Genomic DNA, 19,315 nt, shown 5'->3' with positions numbered 1-19,315 from the left:
TAAATTCGCTACTTTTAGCTGGAAGTCAATAAAATATTAATGAAGCGAATACTTTCTATTGATGGTGGTGGAATAAGGGGAATTATCCCCGGTATGGTAATCGTAGCCCTGGAGGAGAGACTAAAGCAGCTTAGCGGCAATCCGAAAACCAATATTTCAGAATATTTCGACTTTTTCTCGGGCACCAGTACGGGAGGTATATTGACTTCTATACTATTATATCCTTCAGACCAAGATCGTACAAAACCTAAGTATTCCGCAAGAGAGGCATTGGATATCTATTTAGAACATGGCGAAAGTATCTTCTATGCAAGTAACTGGCGAAGGTTCTTAAGCAAATTTGGTCTGGTGAGCGAAATCTATAATGAAGAGGTGATCGAAAAAGTATTATACGACTACTTTGGTGACACCAAGCTCAGTGAATTAATTAAACCCTGCATCATAACTGCCTACAACATAGAACTACGAAAAAACCAGCTCTTTAGGCAGCAAAAAGCCATAACTCACGGTGACTCGAGAGATTTCTATTTGCGGGATGTGTGTAGAGCAACCTCTGCGGCACCTACTTTTTTTTCAGTAGCCGAGATCTTCTCTCTCGCTAACACACGCTATGTCCTTGTCGATGGCGGACTATTTGCACATAACCCGGCCATCTCAGCGTTAATTGAAGTTTTAAAAAACTTCAATACCTTCAACATACACGACATACACATCCTTTCATTAGGAACCGGAGTTACAAAAAATGCTTACAACTACGAAGATTTCAAGAAAAAGTGGGCCATTTCCATCGGACCGGCCTTAGTCGATATCATGACGTCAAGTTCATCTGAAAGTAACGATTATTTTATCCGACAGCTATTCCGATCCGTAAATCGGGCCGATAATTACATTCGTATCGAACCAAATAATTTGTCATCCATAGCTCCAGGAATGGATGCCGCAAGTAAGTCCAACATCCAAAAAATTGTCGCACTGGCAGATAAGATAATAAGCGAGAATGAAGCGGTACTGGAAAAACTAGCGAAAGAACTGATTCATGATCAAAAGGAAGTGGAGCGACGAAAAAAGTCGGTATGGAATTTCCTTTCCAAAGGATAGTGTATAAAAAACCCTAGGCTGTAAGCTCCTACAGACTAGGGTGCAAAATATTTATTCTTTAATCAGTGCCCGATCCAAATGAACATAACCTCCATCTACATAAACGAGCTGTCCTGTGGTATGACTGGATCTACTGGACAACAAGAAAACAGCTGTATCTGCAATTTCCTCCGCTGTAGTCATTCGATTGCCTAATGGAATACGATCGGTGATTTTCTTCAACATTTCTTCGGGATTATTCAATGTCTTTATCCAGGTGTCGTATTGTGGCGTCGCTGCTTCAGCCACAATAATCGCATTCACACGTATACCATAAGGTAATAACTCTACCGCCCATTCTCTGGTTAACGCATTCCGTCCACCATTTGACGCCGCATAAGCCGAAGTATTCCCTTGCCCTGTTTCCGCTGTTTTGGAACTAATATTAATAATAGCCCCTTTAGCTTCTTTCAGGGCATCCAATGCGTGATGGGCCATCAAGTAGTAATGAATCAAATTTTTATGTAAAGAAGCCACAAAACTTTCGTAACTTCCACTTGCCAATCCCACACCATCATTCTGTCCGGCATTATTGACCAATCCATCGATTCTTCCGAAAACACGTAGTGTCTGGGCTACGGCACGCGTACATGCACTCGGCTCTGATAACTCGGCCTCTATAGACAAGCACCTACCTCCAATAGCTTCAACCTCGTGTTGGACCACTAGATTGTCTTCCTGTCTACGCCCGACAATTACAGGAATAGCACCTTCCCTAGCCAAAGCCAGTACTATTGCACGGCCAATCCCCTTTGCTCCGCCCGTTACGATAAAAACTTTTTCTCTCAAATTAAGATCCATATTATTTCAAATTATAAAATCTAACGGCATTACCTCCAAAAAACTCAGCTTTTTCTATATCCGTAAAACCTTCTAGATAAGCTTCCGAAACTTCCAATATTTGCGCATATGTAGCGGCGAGTGTACTAACAGGCCAATCTGAGCCAAAACAGATCCGTTGCCTACCAAACGAGTCAATAGCGTGTTTGATAAATACCTCGAAATCTCCGATTGACCAGGCCTTCCAGTCCGCTTCGGTAACCAACCCTGAAATTTTACAGTACACGTTGGGAAAAGCAGAGAGCGCTGTAATAAATGCGGCCCACTCAGCAAACTCTCCTGTTGCGATAGCCGGTTTGGCCATATGATCCAGCATAAATTGTTGCTCTGGATTGTCAGTAACACATTTTAAAGTACTTGCGTAATGCCTTGGTCTAATCAATAAATCATACGTATAATTATATTTAGTCAGTGCCTTGATGCCGCGCAGAAATTCAGGTTGACTCAAAAAGTCCCCTTGAGGTTCTCCTTCAACAATATGACGAAATCCTTTGATAATAGGAAAATCAGAAAACTTTAGAAGCTGACTTTCGATATCATCCGCACGCAAATCGACCCACCCGACGACTCCTTTGATCATTTTGTAGGCTGTCGCAAGTTCTACCAAAAATTCTGTCTCCCGGACAGACTGATCGGCTTGGACGGCGACAACCCCATCTATTCTATTATCCTTAAGTGTCTTTGAGATATCATTCGGCAAAAAATCACGTTGAATAACCTTCATATCATCCGTTATCCACGCATCTTTGACCGAATCATACAACCAAAAATGCTGATGACAATCTATTTTCATTTCAGTTCTTTCTAGTCTCTAATTACTATTCTCTAGTTTCTAATCCTTATTTGCGCCAAGCCTTAACTTCCTGACGCTGCTCGCCCAAATAATCTGCTCCGAGTTCAATAACATCACCTTCTTTGAGGTAAATCGGCGGATTAAAACCGAGGCCCACTCCTGCTGGTGTGCCTGTTGAAATAACATCACCTGGCAGTAAAGTCATAAATTGGGAAACATAAGAAACAACATGTTGTACAGAAAAAATCAGATTTTTTGTATTTCCGTCTTGATAAGTCTTACCATTCACCTTTAACCAGAGATGTACGTCATTGATATCGGGGATTTCTTCCTTTGTAGTCATGACGGGTCCCATAGGCGCAAAAGTATCACAGCCCTTTCCTTTATCCCAAGTCCCCCCCCTTTCGATTTGAAACTCGCGTTCGGAAACATCATTGTGCAATACATATCCGGCAACATAATCCAAAGCTTCCGATTCTTCCACATAAGTCGCCTTCTGCCCGATTACAATACCAAACTCCACCTCCCAGTCGGTTTTTACTGAATTCTTAGGAATCACAATATGATCATTGGGTCCCACTAAAGCCGTGGTAGACTTCATGAATATAATAGGCTCAGCAGGAATTGCTGCTCCGGTTTCGGCAGCGTGATCCTTATAGTTAAGCCCGATACAAACGATCTTCGAAGGTCTCGCAAATGGAGAGCCTAATCGGCTGTCCGCAGGTATCTCGGTCAACTTACCTTCGTTTGCTTTGACAAACTGCTCTAATCTCGCTAGTCCATTCTCCGCAAAAAACTGTTCGTTATAATCACTGCCAAAGGCAGATACATCATAATTCACACCATCAACCTGAACACCTATTTTTTCTTTACCGAACTCGCCGTAACGTATTAATTTCATATGTATTTAATTTTGTTTTTTTATCTGTCATATGGAATAGTAATAGGGATTTGTGCTTCGCCAGACATGAGTTATTCCATATGTATATAATATTTATTAGCAGATGGTTAAGCGCTTACAGCTACCTATTTTCCTGATTTAATTATTCAATTTTATAAATCCACCATCTATAGGATAATCATTTCCCGTGATAAAAGAAGCATCATCCGAACATAAGAATAATGCTAATTTAGCAATTTCTTCTGGTTTCGCCATTCTTCCGATAGGTTGGGATTGAGAGAGTTTCTCAAACATTTCCGTCTCTTTGCCAGGATAGTTTTTTGCAATAAACCCATCCACAAAAGGCGTATGAACCCGTGCCGGAGATATCGAGTTAGATCGAATATTATCCTTCATGTAATCTCTTGCTACCGACATACTCATCGCATAGATAGCTCCTTTGCTCATGGAATAAGCAAATCGATCCGAGATACCTACAACCGCAGCAATAGAAGCTAAATTCAAGATCGCACCCCCACCATTTTCTTTCATACACGGTACCACCGCGTATAGCGCATTGTAAGCGCCTTTAACATTCACATTAAACACACGCTCAAAATCAGCCTCCGCACAGTGTTCTAGATTCCCTACATGAGCTATCCCGGCATTGTTGACTAAGATATCTACCTTTTCTATTTTCGAGACAATTTCCTGAACCTGTCCTTGATCCGCTACACTGCATACGTGCAGCATCGCATTCCCACCTTTTTGATGAATCTCCTCTACGACAGCTTCACTTCCTGTCTGATCGAGATCCAATATATGTACAAAAGCCCCCTGTTCAGCAAATAACTCACTTATGGCTTTCCCTATTCCACTACCACCCCCGGTAACGATGGCCACTTTTCCAACTAATTTTGACATGCTATTTTGTGTTTATCATTAATACATAAGGTTCATCACCCTTTCGGACGGGCAGAACAATCTGAAGATTTGAACCTTCTAATTTATATTCTACTTTGTCTTTCGAATCAAACAAAACTATTGACTTAGCTTTTGCTGTAAAATCGGCTACATTAATAGTGTAGAGTTGCGTATTCAACACATGGAGATAAACTACATCCCCCTTACGCGTAAACGCATAGTCATCGGTAGGGCTAATATCACCACCTTGGGTACCATAAATACTATCTCCATACTTCTTCAACCATGCTCCGATCTCCCTTAAACGTTCCTGTTGATAATCCTGTATAGCTCCATTCGGCATGGGGCCTACATTCAACAATAGGTTTGAACCATGTCCTCCGGCTTTAACAAGATAGCTCAACACCTCTTTGAAGGTCTTTCGCTTTCGATCTTTAATATCAAAACCCCAAGATCCCGCAATAGTACCACAGACTTCTTTTGGCAGAGCACCTATATCTTCAGCCTTAGTACCAAATCCCGTGGTATTATGTCCAGGAAGATCCCGTTCAAACATCTGAAAATCTTCTCCTGCAATAGGGGCAATATGATGATTGTTCCCTACCAAACACTGTGGTTGTAGACGATGGATAAGGCTGTATATCTCATCGTAATGCCAGTTAGCATCTGGCTTGTCCCAATGACCATCAAACCAAATTCCGTCTATCTTACCGTAGTTTGTCAACAATTCTGTCAGTTGGCTTTTCATAAACCTTACATAACCATCCCAATTTCCCTTTGTCGAATCACGGCCAATAATCCCTTTACCTGTACGCCCAAAAGGCAAATAATCATCCCTTTTCCAATCGAGCAACGAATAATAGAACATGACCTTGATACCCTCTTTGCGGCAAGCATCCACCAGTTCCTTTACAATATCACGCTTAAAAGGGGTGGCATCTACGATGTTATAATTAGACTGCTTTGTATGCCACATCGAAAAACCATCATGATGTCTTGTCGTAAACGTAATATACTTGGCCCCGCTTTGCTTAAACAACTTCGCCCACTCTCGTGCGTCAAAGTCAATGGGATTAAAAAATTTAGGTAGTAATTCGTATTCATTTAACCCAAAGTTTTGATTATTCATTACCCATTCGCCATCTCCCAACACACTATAGACTCCCCAATGGATAAATACACCGAAACGGGCTTCTTCAAACCATCTTCTATTCGCTAAGTTTTCCTTAGTCGGTTGATACTGTTCTTGTCCCGATGATACGAACACCTGAAACAGTAACAAACATGCAAATACAATTTTTTTCATATGTGTATGATTATTGATGAGTTTTTGTTCAAACTGATATCAATGAACTCGGCCCACTCGCTTTGTTCTTATCTGCCATTAACTTGTACCGACACCTCGGGATGGAATACTCCTGGGTGTTTGCGCCTCGCTAAACATGCGTATTTCATCTGTAAGCAACATTTTAATAGTTATATCAACAGCTACTTATCTGTAGCAGAACTAGTATATAAAGACTACAACGATACACCTCTACGCCACGGGATAAAATCATCTTGTCCCAATTTGACTGCTTTAGCAATCTGTTCTCCACTTGCTACAGCAATAACGTAATCTAAAATACGATGAGCGGCTTCTTCTATAGTTTCCTCACCGTCTATAATGTGCCCACAGTTGATATCAATGATATCTGGCATCTTCTCAAAGGTCTCCGTATTCGTAGAAAGCTTAATAACGGGGACTATGGGATTTCCTGTCGGAGTTCCTAATCCGGTTGTAAATAACACTACATTGGCCCCTGCGGCAACTTCTGCTGTAGTACTCTCAACATCATTACCTGGAGTACATAAAAGATTCAGTCCCGGACCATTAGCTAGCTCGGGGTAATCTACCACTGCAACCACTGGAGACGTACCTCCCTTTTTGGCCGCTCCAGCAGACTTGATCGCATCGGTAATCAACCCATCACGGATATTTCCAGGAGAAGGGTTCATATAGAATCCAGATCCATCAGCTTCCGCTTTCGCATTATAAGTCTTCATCAGATGCATAAACTTTTCCGCAGTAGGTTCATCTATACAGCGATCACTCAATTCCTGCTCGACACCGCAAAGCTCCGGAAACTCTGAAAGTATAACTGAACCACCGAGCGCAACGATAATATCCGACAAATACCCTAGAGCCGGATTCGCAGAAATCCCCGAAAAGCCATCCGAACCGCCACATTCCAATCCCACGCATAGTTTATCCAATCCCGCCTCCTTACGTTCCTGTAGATTGGCCGTAACCATTCCGGTAAATGTTGCCTTAATGGCTTTCTGCATCAGCTCTTGTTCTGTGCCTTCCAACTGCTGTTCGAAGACAAACAACGGCTTATCAAAGTTGGGATCTCTTTTTAATATTTCAGCCTTTAAGATCGAAGCCTGGGCATGCTGACAACCTAGGCTCAACACAGTGGCCCCTGCTACGTTGGCGTGTGTAATATACCCTGCCAACAAACCACACAAGGCATCAGCGTCCATTCTCGTCCCCCCGCATCCCATGTCATGATTCAAAAACTTGACACCGTCGATATTGGGAAACAAGCGATTTTTAGATTTATCTACCCGGGCAGAAGAAAGATCTACCTGAAGTAATTCCTCTACAGACGCACCTGCATTATACCTTGCGATCAGCTCATCAACCTCATCCGAATAATCTTTACTATCCAACGCATAACCCAATTTTTCCTCAAGTGCTGCTTTAAGTGTCAGCACGTTTCTATTTTCACAGAAAACCAGTGGAATGACTAGCCAATGATTGGCTGTTCCGACAGCACCATTGCTGCGGTGGTAACCGCGAAAAGTACGGTTTGAAATTTTAGACACATCCGGTTTATGCCAATCTAACTTTCGATTCCCCAACTTAAAACCCTCAGATGCATGCCGTAGATTGTCTACCGTAAGCGGTTCCCCGGCTTTCAATTCATGATTCACCTTTCCTACAAGCACTCCATACATGTAAACCTCAGTATCTTTTGCAAAAGCATGTATACTAAACTTGTGCTTAGCAGGAACATCTTGCTGCAACTCAAAAGACCGCCCTTCAAAATTAACCGAAAAACCCTTAGAAAGATCGCTCAGCGCCACCAATACATTATCCTTTGGATGGATTTGCAAAAACAGCATTTTCTCTTTATTCATGATTTCAATTCAAATATCTTATCCATTATCACCCATTTCTCGCCTTCTTTAGCGCCAGGAATAGCACGTTGATATTTCCACATCAATGCCTCCCACTCTTGGACTTTACCATTAGCGGCATCCATGTCTCTTTTTTGCTCAAAACTAAAGTCATCAGTTACATTCATCAACATAAAAAGCCTATTTCCAAAGCGGTATATTTCCATCGAAACGATACCGGCATTCAGTATAGATTCTTTTATCTCTGGCCATACCGCCCGGTGATAATTTTCGTACTCTTCAATCAAAACAGGATCATTCTGTAGATCCAATGCCAGTGCATGTGTCTTCATATACTATATATTTTTTAATCTTGCGTACTACTTAACTATCTCTTTCCCTTTATTATTCCATGCAAAGAACAATACTACAATGAAACAAAGTAAAGTAATATAATAGGATAAATGAATGTTTCCTGTCATATCGGTCACTTTGCTCGCCAAAGGAGGTATCACCGCTCCCCCAACGATAGACATAATGATCAAACTAGATGCAGACTTGGTATCCGCACCTGCACCTTCAATGCCTAACGCAAAAATAGTTGGGAACATGATAGACATAAAAAATGTAATCCCAACCAATGCATATAAAGTAGCCATCCCTGTGCCGTAGATAACGACTAAACACAGTAGGCTGGCCATAATACTATAGATAATCAACAATTTATAAGGCTTCACATAACGCATAAAAAAAGTACCGATAAAACGGCCTATCATAAAGAGAAAGCCTGCCAATCCAGCATAATATTTACCTTCCTGACCGCTCATACCTAATGCATCTTCCGCAAACACCAATAAAAAGCTAAATACGTATATCTGTGCTCCAACATAAAAAAACTGAGCCAATACGCCCCACCGCACATTCTTATGACGCAATGCGCCGAGAAAGCCTTTTGACGATTCACCTTCCTCCTCTTTAATCTCAGGAAGCTTTGTTAAAAAAAATAATATAGCGACAAAAAGAATAAGAAGTCCTAAAATAAGATAAGGACCTTTTACCAACGACGTTTCAGCCTGAATATAGGCGGACTTAGCCTGCTCCGTCATTGAAGCCAACTCCGTTGCAGATTTAGGTTCTTCGCCAAGTATAAACACCCCTCCAACGATTGGTGCCACCGAGGCAGCCAGCCCATTAAACGACTGTGCAAAATTTAAGCGTTGTGTTGCCTTGGCCGGGTCTCCCAAAACAGTAATATATGGATTTGCCGCAGTCTCCAATATAGTCAATCCACAAGAAAGGACAAACAAAGCCCCTAGAAAGAAGGGATAACTGACTGTATTTGCTGCAGGAATAAATAAAAAACAACCCAAAGCAAATAAGGAAAGTCCAACTAGAATACCTGATTTATAACCATAGCGTTTCATAATAACGCCTGCAGGAATAGCTAAAAAGAAATAGGCTACAAAAACAGCGGAATCTACCAATGATGCCTGAAAATGGGTCAAACTGAAAGCACTCCGCAGATGCTTGATTAAAATCGGATCAAGATTATGAATAAAGCCCCAAAAGAAAAATAAGGACGTTATCAAAATAATGGCAAATGTGTACTTCTTTACTTGTGTCATAGTATCTATGGATTATATTGGTAGTACTAAATACGCTATATTTCTCGATTAAAACATAAACCAATTTACCATATAAATAAACTATTTTACCTGCATCTAAAAAAAACAATAACTATATTTGAATATAAAGTTAACTATTCGCAAAAATGAAACTGAAACAGCTTTCTCTGGACCGTACCTATTACAACAGTTTTCATATCCGTCAGGATAGCTATCCACGTAACCACAACAGCTGGCATTATCACGAAGAGCTCGAATTTATATGGATATACAAAGGTTCAGGAACTCTTTTTATAGGCGACTGTATTCAAAATTTTGCAGAAGGAGACGCTGTCCTGATAGGTTCGAATCTACCGCATTACTGGTTGTTTGAAAACTTCAGAAGCGATAATCTGGATGCCCCCATAGACTGTATTGTAGTTCATTTCAAAAAAGACTTTGCGGGTTCAGATTTCTTCAACCTTCCAGAAATGGTACAGCTTAAACAGCTAATACAAGATTCAGAAAAAGGATTGATGATCAGGGACGCCGCCTCCCCTTCCTTAGGGCAGCATCTTAAATCAATGCTGGATACAGAAGGGGTTTTGAAGTTTACTTTTTTACTTCAGTCGTTAGCACAATATGCGACTCTACCCTATGAAAAACTAGTAAGTGACAACTATGCAATCCTCAATCATTCTAATGACGAGCGTAGGATGAATGATGTTATGAATTATATCCGTGAATACTACAAGGGAAAAATCGAGCTCAGCAAATTAGCAAATCAGGCCAAAATGACCAAAAACTCGTTCTGTCGGTATTTTAAATACAAAACGGGAAAGACTCCCATACAGTTTGTCAGTGAAATCCGGGTCGCGCATGCTTGCCGTTTGCTAAAGAATACTAATCTTAGCCTCAAAGAGATTTGCTATGACAGCGGGTTCAATAACTTTGTAAGCTTTCATAAGACCTTCAAAGAACAATTAAAACTAACCCCCACGGAATACAGAAAAAATTAAATCCGGTGTCCTTTTCTTAAAAAAACGAAACACCAACCCTTTGACTACCTACTCAACGAGAATGGTCTGTCTTCAGCACTTACTCCCCTCGATTTATTAGGTATGCCATCCATTAAAAAATGGACTGTCCCACCTTTTATTAGTTCGCTATGACGTAGGTAGTTTTTGGTATAACGCTTACCGTTAACAGTCATAGATTTAATATAACGCTGATCTTCATTGTTATTTTCTGCTTTAATAATCAAAACTTTACCACCATCTAAATGCAATGTTACTTTATCAAAAAGCGGCGTACCTACGATATATTCATCTGTAGCGGGAGTTACGGGGTAGAATCCTAAGGCTGAAAAAACGTACCAAGCAGAAGTCTGCCCATTATCTTCATCTCCACAGTAGCCATCGGGATTGGGCGTATACATTCTATTCATCGTCTCACGAACCCAATACTGAGTCTTCCAAGGTGCTCCTACATAATTATAAATGTAAGGCATATGCTGAATAGGTTGGTTTCCATGTGCATATTGCCCCATGTTTGCAATCTGCATCTCTCTGATTTCGTGAATCGGGAACCCATAATAAGAATCGTCAAAAACCGGAGGCAAAGCAAATACGGAATCAAGCTTTATTTCCAATGCATGATGCCCTCCCATTAATTGGGCTAAACCTTCAAAATCCTGAAATACAGACCAACTGTAGTGCCAACTGTTGCCTTCTGTAAATGCGTCTCCCCACTTGAATGGATTAAAAGGTTTTTGAAACGAACCATCCTTATTCTTACCTCGCATTAAGCCCGTCGATGGATCAAACAGCTTCCTGTAATTGAAAGATCTTTGCTTATAAAAATCAACATCTGCTTGATCTTTACTCAACGCTTTGGCCAATTGGTATATAGAAAAATCATCATATGCGTATTCTAAGCTTCGCGCCGTATTCTCATGTATTTTGACATCGTAAGGGACATAACCTAACTCATTGTAATAAGATGCCCCGGCCCGGCCTACGGCCGTAATCGGACCTTCTTTTAAGGAACCTTTTTTAACCGCTTCGTATAAAACCTCAATATCTTTTGAACGCACCCCTTTAACCCAAGCATCTGCTACTACAGAAGCTGAATTATTACCTACCATAATATTTCTGTATCCCGGGCTAGCCCACTCCGGCAGCCAGCCTCCTTCCCTATACGCATTTGCAAGCCCCTCCTGCATTTTGAGACTTACTTCTGGATACATGAGATTAAGAAACGGAAACAAAGCTCTGAATGTATCCCAAAATCCCGTGTCTGTAAACATATAGCCCGGCAACACTTGGCCATTATATGGAGAATAATGCACGACCTTACCTGTGGCATCATACTCATAAAACATCCTCGGAAAAAGCAACGATCGATACAAGCAAGAGTAAAACGTACGGAGTTGGTCCATGCTCCCTCCTTCAACTTGTAATTTGCCTAGTTCCTTATTCCAAATAGAGGCGGCTTTTTGAACCGCTTGATCAAAATTAAGACCATCCAATTCTCTTAAATTCAGATCAGCCTGCATCGAAGAGATAAATGAAGAAGCCACTTTCACTAAAACTTGATCAGACTTACCTTTGGACTGAAGCCCCACAATAGCACCTACGTGTTCGGCCTTGACTCTCAGTCTACCATTCTGCATTACCGAGTCTGCGAAAGTGGAGACATTGTTGAATGAACGATCGAATTGAAGAACAAAGTAGTTTTTAAAGTTGTCTGGTACGCCTCCACTATTTTTTGTGGAATAACCTATGATCTTATTCTCGTTAGGTAATACCTCCACAAAAGAGCCCTTATCAAAAGCGTCTATAAGTACAAAGGCAGAATCAGTTTTAGGAAAAGTAAACCGGAAATAAGCAGCACGTTCGGTCGGTGTAATCTCCACTTTCGTATCGTAATCGGCCAGATATACCGAGTAATAATGCGGCTTCGCAATTTCAGCTTTATGTGAGAAATAACTAGCACGTTTATTTTCATCGAATGTGGCTGTGCCTACCATAGTCATAATACTAAACTGCCCATAATCATTCATCCAGGGCGAAGGCTGATGTGTCTGTTTAAATCCCCGAATCTTTTCTGCCGTATAGGTATACATCCATCCATCGCCCATTTTTCCGGTCTGCGGGCTCCAGAAGTTCATCCCCCAAGGAACCGCTATTGCCGGATAGGTATTGCCACTGGATAGAAAATAGGTAGACTGTGTCCCCACTAACGTACTTACATAATCCAATGGATCTTCGATTTTACCAATCCTTTGAGCAAAACTAGATCGGATAAACAGTACAAATACTAAGGATAAGATTAGATTCAGTTTCATGCTGGTTATATTTGAATGTATAAATATCCTAAAATATTCCAACAATACAAATAGCTAAATTATTTTAGCAACATCAAAAAGTCAATATAATTTTTCCGCGAAATCCCCGACTCTCCATCAGTTCATGTGCTAGATCAGCTTTATCATACGGAAAACATGCAGCAATGTGAGTTTTATACCTCCCCGAGGCTATCCATGGCATAACCTCCTGTCGAATAGAATTTGTCAGATCTTGCTTAAACTCCACTGATCGGCTACGCAAGGTGCTTCCAGTAATATGAATACGTTTCAACATTACTTTCATCAAATTCAATTCGACCTTAGCTCCCTCCATAGCATTGATCATAACAAGCCGTCCTTCTTCCGCCAAAAGGTTTATATTTTTGTTAAAATAGGTTCCACCGATACTATCTAAGATGACATCAATTCCTATTCCCCTCCAAGCCACTTCAAAATCTGAATCTGAATAATCAATAACATGAGAGGCACCCAATAAACTGACAAATAAAACCTTATCGATAGAACCGACAGTCGTAAACACCTCAGCGCCCCAAAGCTTGGCTAACTGAATTGCCGTGCTACCAATACCTCCGGCACCACCATGGACTAAAAAACGTTCTCCTTTAGCCAGACCTCCTCGCTGAAAAACATTGTGCCATACTGTAAATAGAGTCTCTGGCATACCGGCAGCCTCTTCATAAGATAGATTCTCAGGAATAACCAAACATACGCCAGCATGTGCAGCAACGTACTGTGCATATCCTCCTCCAGCCACCAAAGCCATTACCCGATCTCCGATCTTCAAATTCTCACAAACCCCATTCACTTCAACAATTACACCCGACACTTCCAGTCCTGGAATATCAGCAACAACACCGGCGGGCGCCGGATAATTACCTTTACGCTGAAAGATATCAGGCCTATTGATTCCTGCAGCTTTTACCTCAATAAGTACCTCATTATATCTAAGTACTGGAATCGAGCGTTCCTCCACCAGTAGCACCTCGGGCCCGCCCATTTGTGTTATCACGACTGCTTTCATCATTTCTTCTTTGGAAACTTTTGAAGCCGAACATTCAATGACAGCATAAAATAACGTCCCAGTCGACTGTTCTTTGCTTCGTAAACATCATTACCTATATATTCCGAATAGATACCCATCGCTTTGTTTTGATCAAACAAATCATAGCCCTGCAATCGTAATAGAGCCGATTTATTCCGAAAGAAAGTCCACTCCACAAAACCATTCATTATAGTTTGATTTTCATTCATAAAATTACTGGTGTAACCATTATTGTAGCGCTGAGACATCTCTAGCCCCAAAGAAAGGTTATCATTCAGATAGCCTCTAGCCCCCAAGCCCCAGAACATTGTTTCCACATTGATGTTCGTTTTAAACGGGATATCGTAGCGGGTATTGTTCCACACATAGTTTGCGTTAAATACAGATTCCACATAATCACTCCACGCGTATTTCAATTGCATAGACTGTGTCAATATCAACTGCTTCGTTGTTCTTTTTTTCTCGTCAATAAAAGAAAGATTATTGTAATAGTCTGTATTTCCTGTCAAATCCAACTGAAAATCATCATTGATAAAAGGCGTATTAAACATATAATACCACCGAACATCATAATAACCAGAGGTATTTTTAAAGGTAGTTTCCTGAACAGTGGAGTTAGTTGCCGAACGCTTGTCGCTCACAATCTTATTCAAAATAAAATTGTAGGCGAAATTGGTTTCGAAGTACTGCATACGTGATGTAAAGGTCTTTCGCAAAGTTGTTGCAACGCGATGCGCAGATTCCGCTTTCAGCTCTGGATTTCCAATAATGACATTGCGCGAATTAGTATTATCAACAACCGGTGCTATCTGGTTAAAATAAGGTTGGTTATTCTTACCCTTATAGTTCATCTGCCAGTCCATATTTTTCGAGAAACGATAAATAACATTTGCGCTGGGTATTAAATTGATATTCTCATACTTATAGACGACATTGTCCTTGGTCAATCTCCCTTCCATGTACAGCGGCTGCACCGCAAACCCAAAGTTCATTTTAAACCGCTTATTTGGTTCGTATTGATAAGTTACACCAGTTTTATTATTTCTAAAAAAATAATCGTAATCAACGGTCAGCGAATCAGAGTTAACAGAAAGAGGCGTTACGGACGGTAGTTTATCCTCTACTTGACGTATAGCTTCGATACGCGTAATATCAAATTCATAACTAAATTCAAACAAACTGTGTTGAAGAAAGGGCTCTACATAAGAAACGGACGCTTTCGTCGAATTCGTATAGTTATTCTGTTTGATAAATTGATTTTGACGAAATTCTCCAGAATCAACCCTTGTTACATTTCTTTCTGCTTCATCATACTCCTCAAATACGCTCTCCCGCTTCTCTACATTGTTGGAATTTAACAAAATATTTGCGACTAGCTTTCGCCCTTTCATTCGAAATGACTTGGAGTACATCGCCTCAAGATCTCCATTCGGACTGATTTGGGAAGTAGAATCACGGTACACCCCGGAATTGGTCTTTTCGTAGTTGCGTAGGTCGGTACGTTTTCTGTTTGATCCATTCAGTTGATTGAAAGTAAGATTTCCCTGTATCTTCAGCAGGTCCGAATTCTTAAACTTCGTATCAAAACCAAATTTCATCTTGTGATTCTGGTCGATATTCCGAATCCTGTAAGTCTCCTCTTTAGTAATTGTGTTTCCAACATAAGTAGAGGTCAATTTAGATATACCGTCAGTAACATTCTCCTGACGCACAAAATTATATGTCGCATTAAAGGACGTATACTCCCCCCACTTATCGGAGACATTGACACCCGCAGAGCTCACTTCGTTCAGACCATCTATAGGATCAGCATATTCACCTATATCCATCGAGTTACGACTTCTATCCCCTCCCTCTGGGTTACCAAAGCTAAAAAGATTCGTGTTGGTGTTATTAAAAGAACCCAAGATAGAAATCTCCCGACCATCATCAAATTTATTCGCTCCAAAGCTCCCAAGATACCTGGAGTTGGTTCCCCCACCACCTGTAGCTTGCCCAAAATAGATTTTCTTGTGATCGTCTTTCAGGCTTATATTCAGTATTTTTTCTGGTTCACCATTTTTTAAACCGGTCTCCTGCTCTTTATCACCGTAAAAATCAATCACCTGTAGATTCTGTATAAAGTCGACCGGCAGATTTCGTGTAGCCGTCAACAGATCTCCACCAAAAAAATCTCTATTATCGACCTTTACTCTTTTGATCGTTTTGCCATTATAAGTCACAGAACCATCTCGAAACACCTGGAAACCTGGAAGATTTTTTAACGCGTCTTCCAACAACGAATTTTTTCGAAAATCGAAAGCGTTAAAATTAAACTGCAAAGTATCTCCGTTCACGACAACAGGTATTACTTTCAAAATATTAACATCCGGTATTTCCAAAGAAAATAGCTCAAGATAAACAGTAGGAACCTCTAACTGAACTTTGTCTCCTGCGATAAGCATTGATTTGTTTGCACTCTTATACCCCAACATCTTATAGTCGAAATTGAGATTCTTGCCTTTAAAATCTGTGAAATTAAAATTACCGAGTAAATCTGTTATTTTATGAAGCGTATCCAATTCACTGGTCATACGGACACTAACGGACTTAAGGGGATTCCCTCTTTTATCCAATACCCGACCATATACACTATTTTGCGCATGTACATAATTTGTCAGCATTTGACAAGCAAACACAACAATGATAAACCTTATTTTATACCACGAGAATTTCACCAATAAGTTCGCAAAATCTAACTTAGTTCAATATACTAAAATATTGTTATTCAAAAAACTTTCATCATTCTACAAGTAGACTAATCATATACTTACAAATAAGAAAAAAACTCACTTTAGGCTTTCGGCATTAACAATCTCGTCCTAAACATCAAAAAGTCCTATATAACTAAAACGATAAATATTACACAATCGTATATAAAAAAGGCTGTCGATTCCGACAGCCTTTCACAAAATATTATACAAATTTAATAATGACTATTCGCCATCAAAAGCTACTTTAACCAAATGTCTATCGATTTCCCAACGTCCAGTTCCTTCTTCACCGATAACATCAAATATTTCCAGAATACGTCTAGCTACATATTCTTCTTCCACCTGCTCCGCCAAGAACCATTGTAAAAAGTTGAACGTGACATAATCTTTAGCTTTCATACATTTGTCTGCCATATTATTAAACTGCTCTGTTACAAACATTTCCTGCTCCAATGTCTGTTCAAAAACACCACGGAACGATTCAAAATCTACGGGGATATTAGTAACCTCTGGCGAAATTGCTCTCCCACCACGGTTGCTTATATAGTTGAACAACTTCAACATGTGCGCACGCTCTTCGTCAGATTGCTTCGCGAAAAAACGAGATGCATTATCCAACCCTTGATCATCACACCATGCAGACATCGCTAAATACAAAGCGGAAGAATGTGCTTCTACTTTAACTTGGGCATTTAATATATTTTCTATTTCTTCAGTCAAAGATGACTTCAATTTTAATAAGTCTTTCATATCGTTATATTTTTATATTTCCACTTTTACATTAAACCACAGCGAGCCATACACACCTGCGATTTACTAACACAAAGATAAAGCCGATCTATAGGATAACAATAAAAAAAATGCAATACAAATTAAGTCTAAATTAGAAATCATTAAGCTAACTTGTTTAGAATCAGTATGATTTTAAACAGCTTTTGATTAGATAGCCAAGAGGGAATTATGACGTAAAATTGACCGGATCTGACCATTTAACTCCAACATAAATTTTGCCCCTGAAAGCAACTCACGGAGATTGAGTACGTCTTCTACAGAAAGAATAAAACAACGTTCTGTACGAAAAGGCATAATGACTTCAAAATCAAAAGAACGCGAAGAGTTACATAACATTGCTTCTATATCGACCTGTTCGATACGCTTTTTAAAAACAAAAAAATCGTTGACCTTAAAAGCCGTGGTATTCCCCTGAAATTCGAGCCAATAACAATTTTTTCTACTACACTGATAAACGGCACCATGTTCCGTTATATACACCTCTTCTACGTTAGCCAATGGACAAATCATTTCCGGTTATTTTATCTTTTAGACCACTAATCATTAAACGATGTGCAAATATAAAATTAATTAAGAATCAATCCAAATAAAATTTCGCAACAGAAAATAAAAAAGCGGTTTAGTAATACTAAGCCGCTTTCCTTTTTTATAAATGGGAACTTCCTCCCATTAAAATTCATCTTCCTCCGCCGAAAGTAATTCCTTATGATTACTAACGTTAGTTCTAGTTTTCGTCTTGTGTTTATTAATCTGTCGTCTCAACGACTCCACTGCGATATCCGTCGCCTCCTCAAAACTCTTCGCCTGCGCCTTCGCGAAAAGCTGGCTTCCTGGAATATTAAACTTCAACTCTACCACTTTGTTCTCCTCGTCTTCTACATTTTCCAAACGAAGATAGCATACGCCCTCAATGATATTGTCCAAATACTGCTCTAACTTGTCAGTTCTCCTTTTGATAAAATCTACCAATTTTTGGTCTGCATCGAATTTAATTGATTGCACAGTAATGTTCATTTTTCCTCCTTTTTTAAGCCTTTGGATGTGCTTGTTTGTAAATTGATTTTAATCGCTCAGCCGAATTATGCGTATAGACTTGCGTCGCTGCCAATCCTGCATGACCTAATAATTCTTTGATCGCATTTAAATCTGCGCCGTTGTCTAACAATGAAGTAGCAAAACTATGTCTAAGTACATGTGGACTTTTTTTCTTTTGTGAAGTGATCATACTTAAGTACCTTTTTACTACTCTATATATTAACATCGGATATCCTTGCTTTCCTTCTTTAGTAACGACTAAATATCCGGAATTGTTTTCTACATGTTGAAGTTTCTTTTTTTCTAAATATCTTTTTAATTCTTCGATTAAGGGTAAATGTAAGGGTACAAAACGCTCTTTGTTCCGTTTCCCTAATATAAGAATTTTTTTATTGTAAAAGTCAATATCCTGCTCCTTTATTTGTAAAAGTTCGGAAAGTCGAATCCCTGTACCGAAAAGTAGCTCCATAATAATAAAATCTCTCACCGACTCAAAATCATCAGCCACTTCGTCCATATGTTCTAAAAGATGATTCATCTTTTGCTTCTCTATCACCACCGGTAATTTCTTCGGTGTTTTTAATGCCTGTACCAGACGTACTGGATTTTTAGCAATTAGCTGCTCCCTTTGTAAGAATTTATAAAATGACCGCAAAGTAGAAATAGACCGATTGACCGATGTAGCTTCTTTTCCTTTCTCCCGCAACAGCGAAAAGTAATATCGCATCAATTTATGATCCACCTCTTCAAAAGGTATTTTTTCAGCTTCAAGAAATTCTAAAAAACATTTCACCTCCATTTCATACGCCTTTATCGTATGCGGTGAATAACGTTTTTCAAACGTCAAAAAGCGAATAAACCGATCTTTAAACATATCTTCTTCTTTACGTACCTTGTAACCAAACTTAAGTAAAATGAACTGCATTAACCAATATCTAATCAAAAAAATTAACGTCTCAACAATCTATATCATTTATTAA

General features: G+C 39.8%; 17 protein-coding genes. 2 read left to right on the top strand and 15 right to left on the bottom strand.

Annotated features, from left to right (window positions below; genetic code table 11):
* The first annotated feature begins 39 nt into the window (after positions 1-39).
* Positions 40-1,098, top strand: coding sequence for a patatin-like phospholipase family protein (locus G7B20_RS01760; RefSeq protein WP_164108312.1), 1,059 nt, complete (start codon positions 40-42; stop codon positions 1,096-1,098).
* A 51-nt stretch (positions 1,099-1,149) separates the two neighbouring features.
* On the opposite strand, the gene G7B20_RS01755 is transcribed toward G7B20_RS01760, so the two are convergent.
* The 8 genes from G7B20_RS01755 to fucP form a co-directional block, all read right to left on the bottom strand.
* Entirely contained in the window at positions 1,150-1,938 is a 789-nt protein-coding gene (locus tag G7B20_RS01755) for an SDR family oxidoreductase (RefSeq protein WP_164108311.1), read from the bottom strand.
* Between the two features lies 1 nt (position 1,939).
* Positions 1,940-2,770, bottom strand: a complete 831-nt coding sequence (locus tag G7B20_RS01750) for an amidohydrolase family protein (protein ID WP_164108310.1) — start codon at positions 2,768-2,770, stop codon at positions 1,940-1,942.
* 46 nt (positions 2,771-2,816) lie between these two features.
* Entirely contained in the window at positions 2,817-3,671 is an 855-nt protein-coding gene (locus tag G7B20_RS01745) for a fumarylacetoacetate hydrolase family protein (RefSeq protein WP_164108309.1), read from the bottom strand.
* A 138-nt stretch (positions 3,672-3,809) separates the two neighbouring features.
* Positions 3,810-4,574 (bottom strand): SDR family NAD(P)-dependent oxidoreductase, encoded by a 765-nt coding sequence (locus G7B20_RS01740; RefSeq protein WP_164108308.1) that lies wholly within the window; start codon positions 4,572-4,574, stop codon positions 3,810-3,812.
* 1 nt (position 4,575) lies between these two features.
* The gene (locus tag G7B20_RS01735; protein ID WP_164108307.1) at positions 4,576-5,880 is read right to left on the bottom strand and encodes an alpha-L-fucosidase; all 1,305 of its coding nucleotides are present in this window, start codon (positions 5,878-5,880) and stop codon (positions 4,576-4,578) included.
* Positions 5,881-6,095: 215 nt separating this feature from the next.
* On the bottom strand, positions 6,096-7,760 hold the full coding sequence (locus G7B20_RS01730) for a UxaA family hydrolase (RefSeq protein WP_164108306.1): 1,665 nt from the start codon (positions 7,758-7,760) through the stop codon (positions 6,096-6,098).
* On the bottom strand, positions 7,757-8,092 hold the full coding sequence (locus tag G7B20_RS01725) for an L-rhamnose mutarotase (RefSeq protein ID WP_164108305.1): 336 nt from the start codon (positions 8,090-8,092) through the stop codon (positions 7,757-7,759). Before G7B20_RS01725 ends, G7B20_RS01730 begins: the two co-directional genes overlap by 4 nt.
* A gap of 27 nt (positions 8,093-8,119) precedes the next feature.
* Positions 8,120-9,364, bottom strand: coding sequence for an L-fucose:H+ symporter permease (gene fucP, locus G7B20_RS01720; RefSeq protein WP_164108304.1), 1,245 nt, complete (start codon positions 9,362-9,364; stop codon positions 8,120-8,122).
* A 146-nt stretch (positions 9,365-9,510) separates the two neighbouring features.
* Here fucP and G7B20_RS01715 point away from each other — a divergent pair, with 146 nt between their 5' ends.
* The gene (locus G7B20_RS01715; RefSeq protein ID WP_164108303.1) at positions 9,511-10,362 is read left to right on the top strand and encodes an AraC family transcriptional regulator; all 852 of its coding nucleotides are present in this window, start codon (positions 9,511-9,513) and stop codon (positions 10,360-10,362) included.
* Positions 10,363-10,406: 44 nt separating this feature from the next.
* On the opposite strand, the gene G7B20_RS01710 is transcribed toward G7B20_RS01715, so the two are convergent.
* From G7B20_RS01710 to G7B20_RS01680, 7 genes are all read right to left on the bottom strand, one after another.
* Positions 10,407-12,692 carry a GH92 family glycosyl hydrolase gene (locus G7B20_RS01710; protein WP_164108302.1) on the bottom strand — a complete coding sequence of 762 codons (2,286 nt, stop codon included), beginning with the start codon at positions 12,690-12,692 and terminating at the stop codon, positions 10,407-10,409.
* A 73-nt stretch (positions 12,693-12,765) separates the two neighbouring features.
* A complete protein-coding gene (locus tag G7B20_RS01705) occupies positions 12,766-13,737 on the bottom strand; it encodes an NAD(P)H-quinone oxidoreductase (protein WP_317164371.1) in 972 nt (323 codons plus the stop codon).
* Positions 13,734-16,418 carry an outer membrane beta-barrel protein gene (locus G7B20_RS01700; RefSeq protein WP_164108301.1) on the bottom strand — a complete coding sequence of 895 codons (2,685 nt, stop codon included), beginning with the start codon at positions 16,416-16,418 and terminating at the stop codon, positions 13,734-13,736. Before G7B20_RS01700 ends, G7B20_RS01705 begins: the two co-directional genes overlap by 4 nt.
* 312 nt (positions 16,419-16,730) lie before the next feature.
* The gene (locus tag G7B20_RS01695) at positions 16,731-17,258 is read right to left on the bottom strand and encodes a ferritin (protein WP_164108300.1); all 528 of its coding nucleotides are present in this window, start codon (positions 17,256-17,258) and stop codon (positions 16,731-16,733) included.
* Between the two features lie 189 nt (positions 17,259-17,447).
* Positions 17,448-17,810 carry a hypothetical protein gene (locus tag G7B20_RS01690; protein WP_164108299.1) on the bottom strand — a complete coding sequence of 121 codons (363 nt, stop codon included), beginning with the start codon at positions 17,808-17,810 and terminating at the stop codon, positions 17,448-17,450.
* A 159-nt stretch (positions 17,811-17,969) separates the two neighbouring features.
* The gene (hpf, locus tag G7B20_RS01685) at positions 17,970-18,314 is read right to left on the bottom strand and encodes a ribosome hibernation-promoting factor, HPF/YfiA family (RefSeq protein WP_164108298.1); all 345 of its coding nucleotides are present in this window, start codon (positions 18,312-18,314) and stop codon (positions 17,970-17,972) included.
* A gap of 13 nt (positions 18,315-18,327) precedes the next feature.
* A complete protein-coding gene (locus G7B20_RS01680; RefSeq protein WP_317164253.1) occupies positions 18,328-19,260 on the bottom strand; it encodes a tyrosine-type recombinase/integrase in 933 nt (310 codons plus the stop codon).
* Positions 19,261-19,315 lie beyond the last annotated feature (55 nt).

The sequence above is a fragment of the Sphingobacterium sp. xlx-96 genome, from assembly GCF_011007365.1.
Classification (GTDB): domain Bacteria; phylum Bacteroidota; class Bacteroidia; order Sphingobacteriales; family Sphingobacteriaceae; genus Sphingobacterium; species Sphingobacterium luzhongxinii.
Note: the sequence above shows the minus strand (reverse complement) of the source record. Positions and strands in the feature narration are given on the sequence as shown.

Coding starts and splice junctions, on each gene's coding strand:
- G7B20_RS01760 (WP_164108312.1), top strand. CDS start 40: ATGAAGCGAATACTTTCTATTGATGGTGGTGGAATAAGGGGAATTATC.
- G7B20_RS01755 (WP_164108311.1), bottom strand. CDS start 1,938: ATGGATCTTAATTTGAGAGAAAAAGTTTTTATCGTAACGGGCGGAGCA.
- G7B20_RS01750 (WP_164108310.1), bottom strand. CDS start 2,770: ATGAAAATAGATTGTCATCAGCATTTTTGGTTGTATGATTCGGTCAAA.
- G7B20_RS01745 (WP_164108309.1), bottom strand. CDS start 3,671: ATGAAATTAATACGTTACGGCGAGTTCGGTAAAGAAAAAATAGGTGTT.
- G7B20_RS01740 (WP_164108308.1), bottom strand. CDS start 4,574: ATGTCAAAATTAGTTGGAAAAGTGGCCATCGTTACCGGGGGTGGTAGT.
- G7B20_RS01735 (WP_164108307.1), bottom strand. CDS start 5,880: ATGAAAAAAATTGTATTTGCATGTTTGTTACTGTTTCAGGTGTTCGTA.
- G7B20_RS01730 (WP_164108306.1), bottom strand. CDS start 7,760: ATGAATAAAGAGAAAATGCTGTTTTTGCAAATCCATCCAAAGGATAAT.
- G7B20_RS01725 (WP_164108305.1), bottom strand. CDS start 8,092: ATGAAGACACATGCACTGGCATTGGATCTACAGAATGATCCTGTTTTG.
- fucP (WP_164108304.1), bottom strand. CDS start 9,364: ATGACACAAGTAAAGAAGTACACATTTGCCATTATTTTGATAACGTCC.
- G7B20_RS01715 (WP_164108303.1), top strand. CDS start 9,511: ATGAAACTGAAACAGCTTTCTCTGGACCGTACCTATTACAACAGTTTT.
- G7B20_RS01710 (WP_164108302.1), bottom strand. CDS start 12,692: ATGAAACTGAATCTAATCTTATCCTTAGTATTTGTACTGTTTATCCGA.
- G7B20_RS01705 (WP_317164371.1), bottom strand. CDS start 13,737: ATGATGAAAGCAGTCGTGATAACACAAATGGGCGGGCCCGAGGTGCTA.
- G7B20_RS01700 (WP_164108301.1), bottom strand. CDS start 16,418: ATGCTGACAAATTATGTACATGCGCAAAATAGTGTATATGGTCGGGTA.
- G7B20_RS01695 (WP_164108300.1), bottom strand. CDS start 17,258: ATGAAAGACTTATTAAAATTGAAGTCATCTTTGACTGAAGAAATAGAA.
- G7B20_RS01690 (WP_164108299.1), bottom strand. CDS start 17,810: ATGATTTGTCCATTGGCTAACGTAGAAGAGGTGTATATAACGGAACAT.
- hpf (WP_164108298.1), bottom strand. CDS start 18,314: ATGAACATTACTGTGCAATCAATTAAATTCGATGCAGACCAAAAATTG.
- G7B20_RS01680 (WP_317164253.1), bottom strand. CDS start 19,260: ATGCAGTTCATTTTACTTAAGTTTGGTTACAAGGTACGTAAAGAAGAA.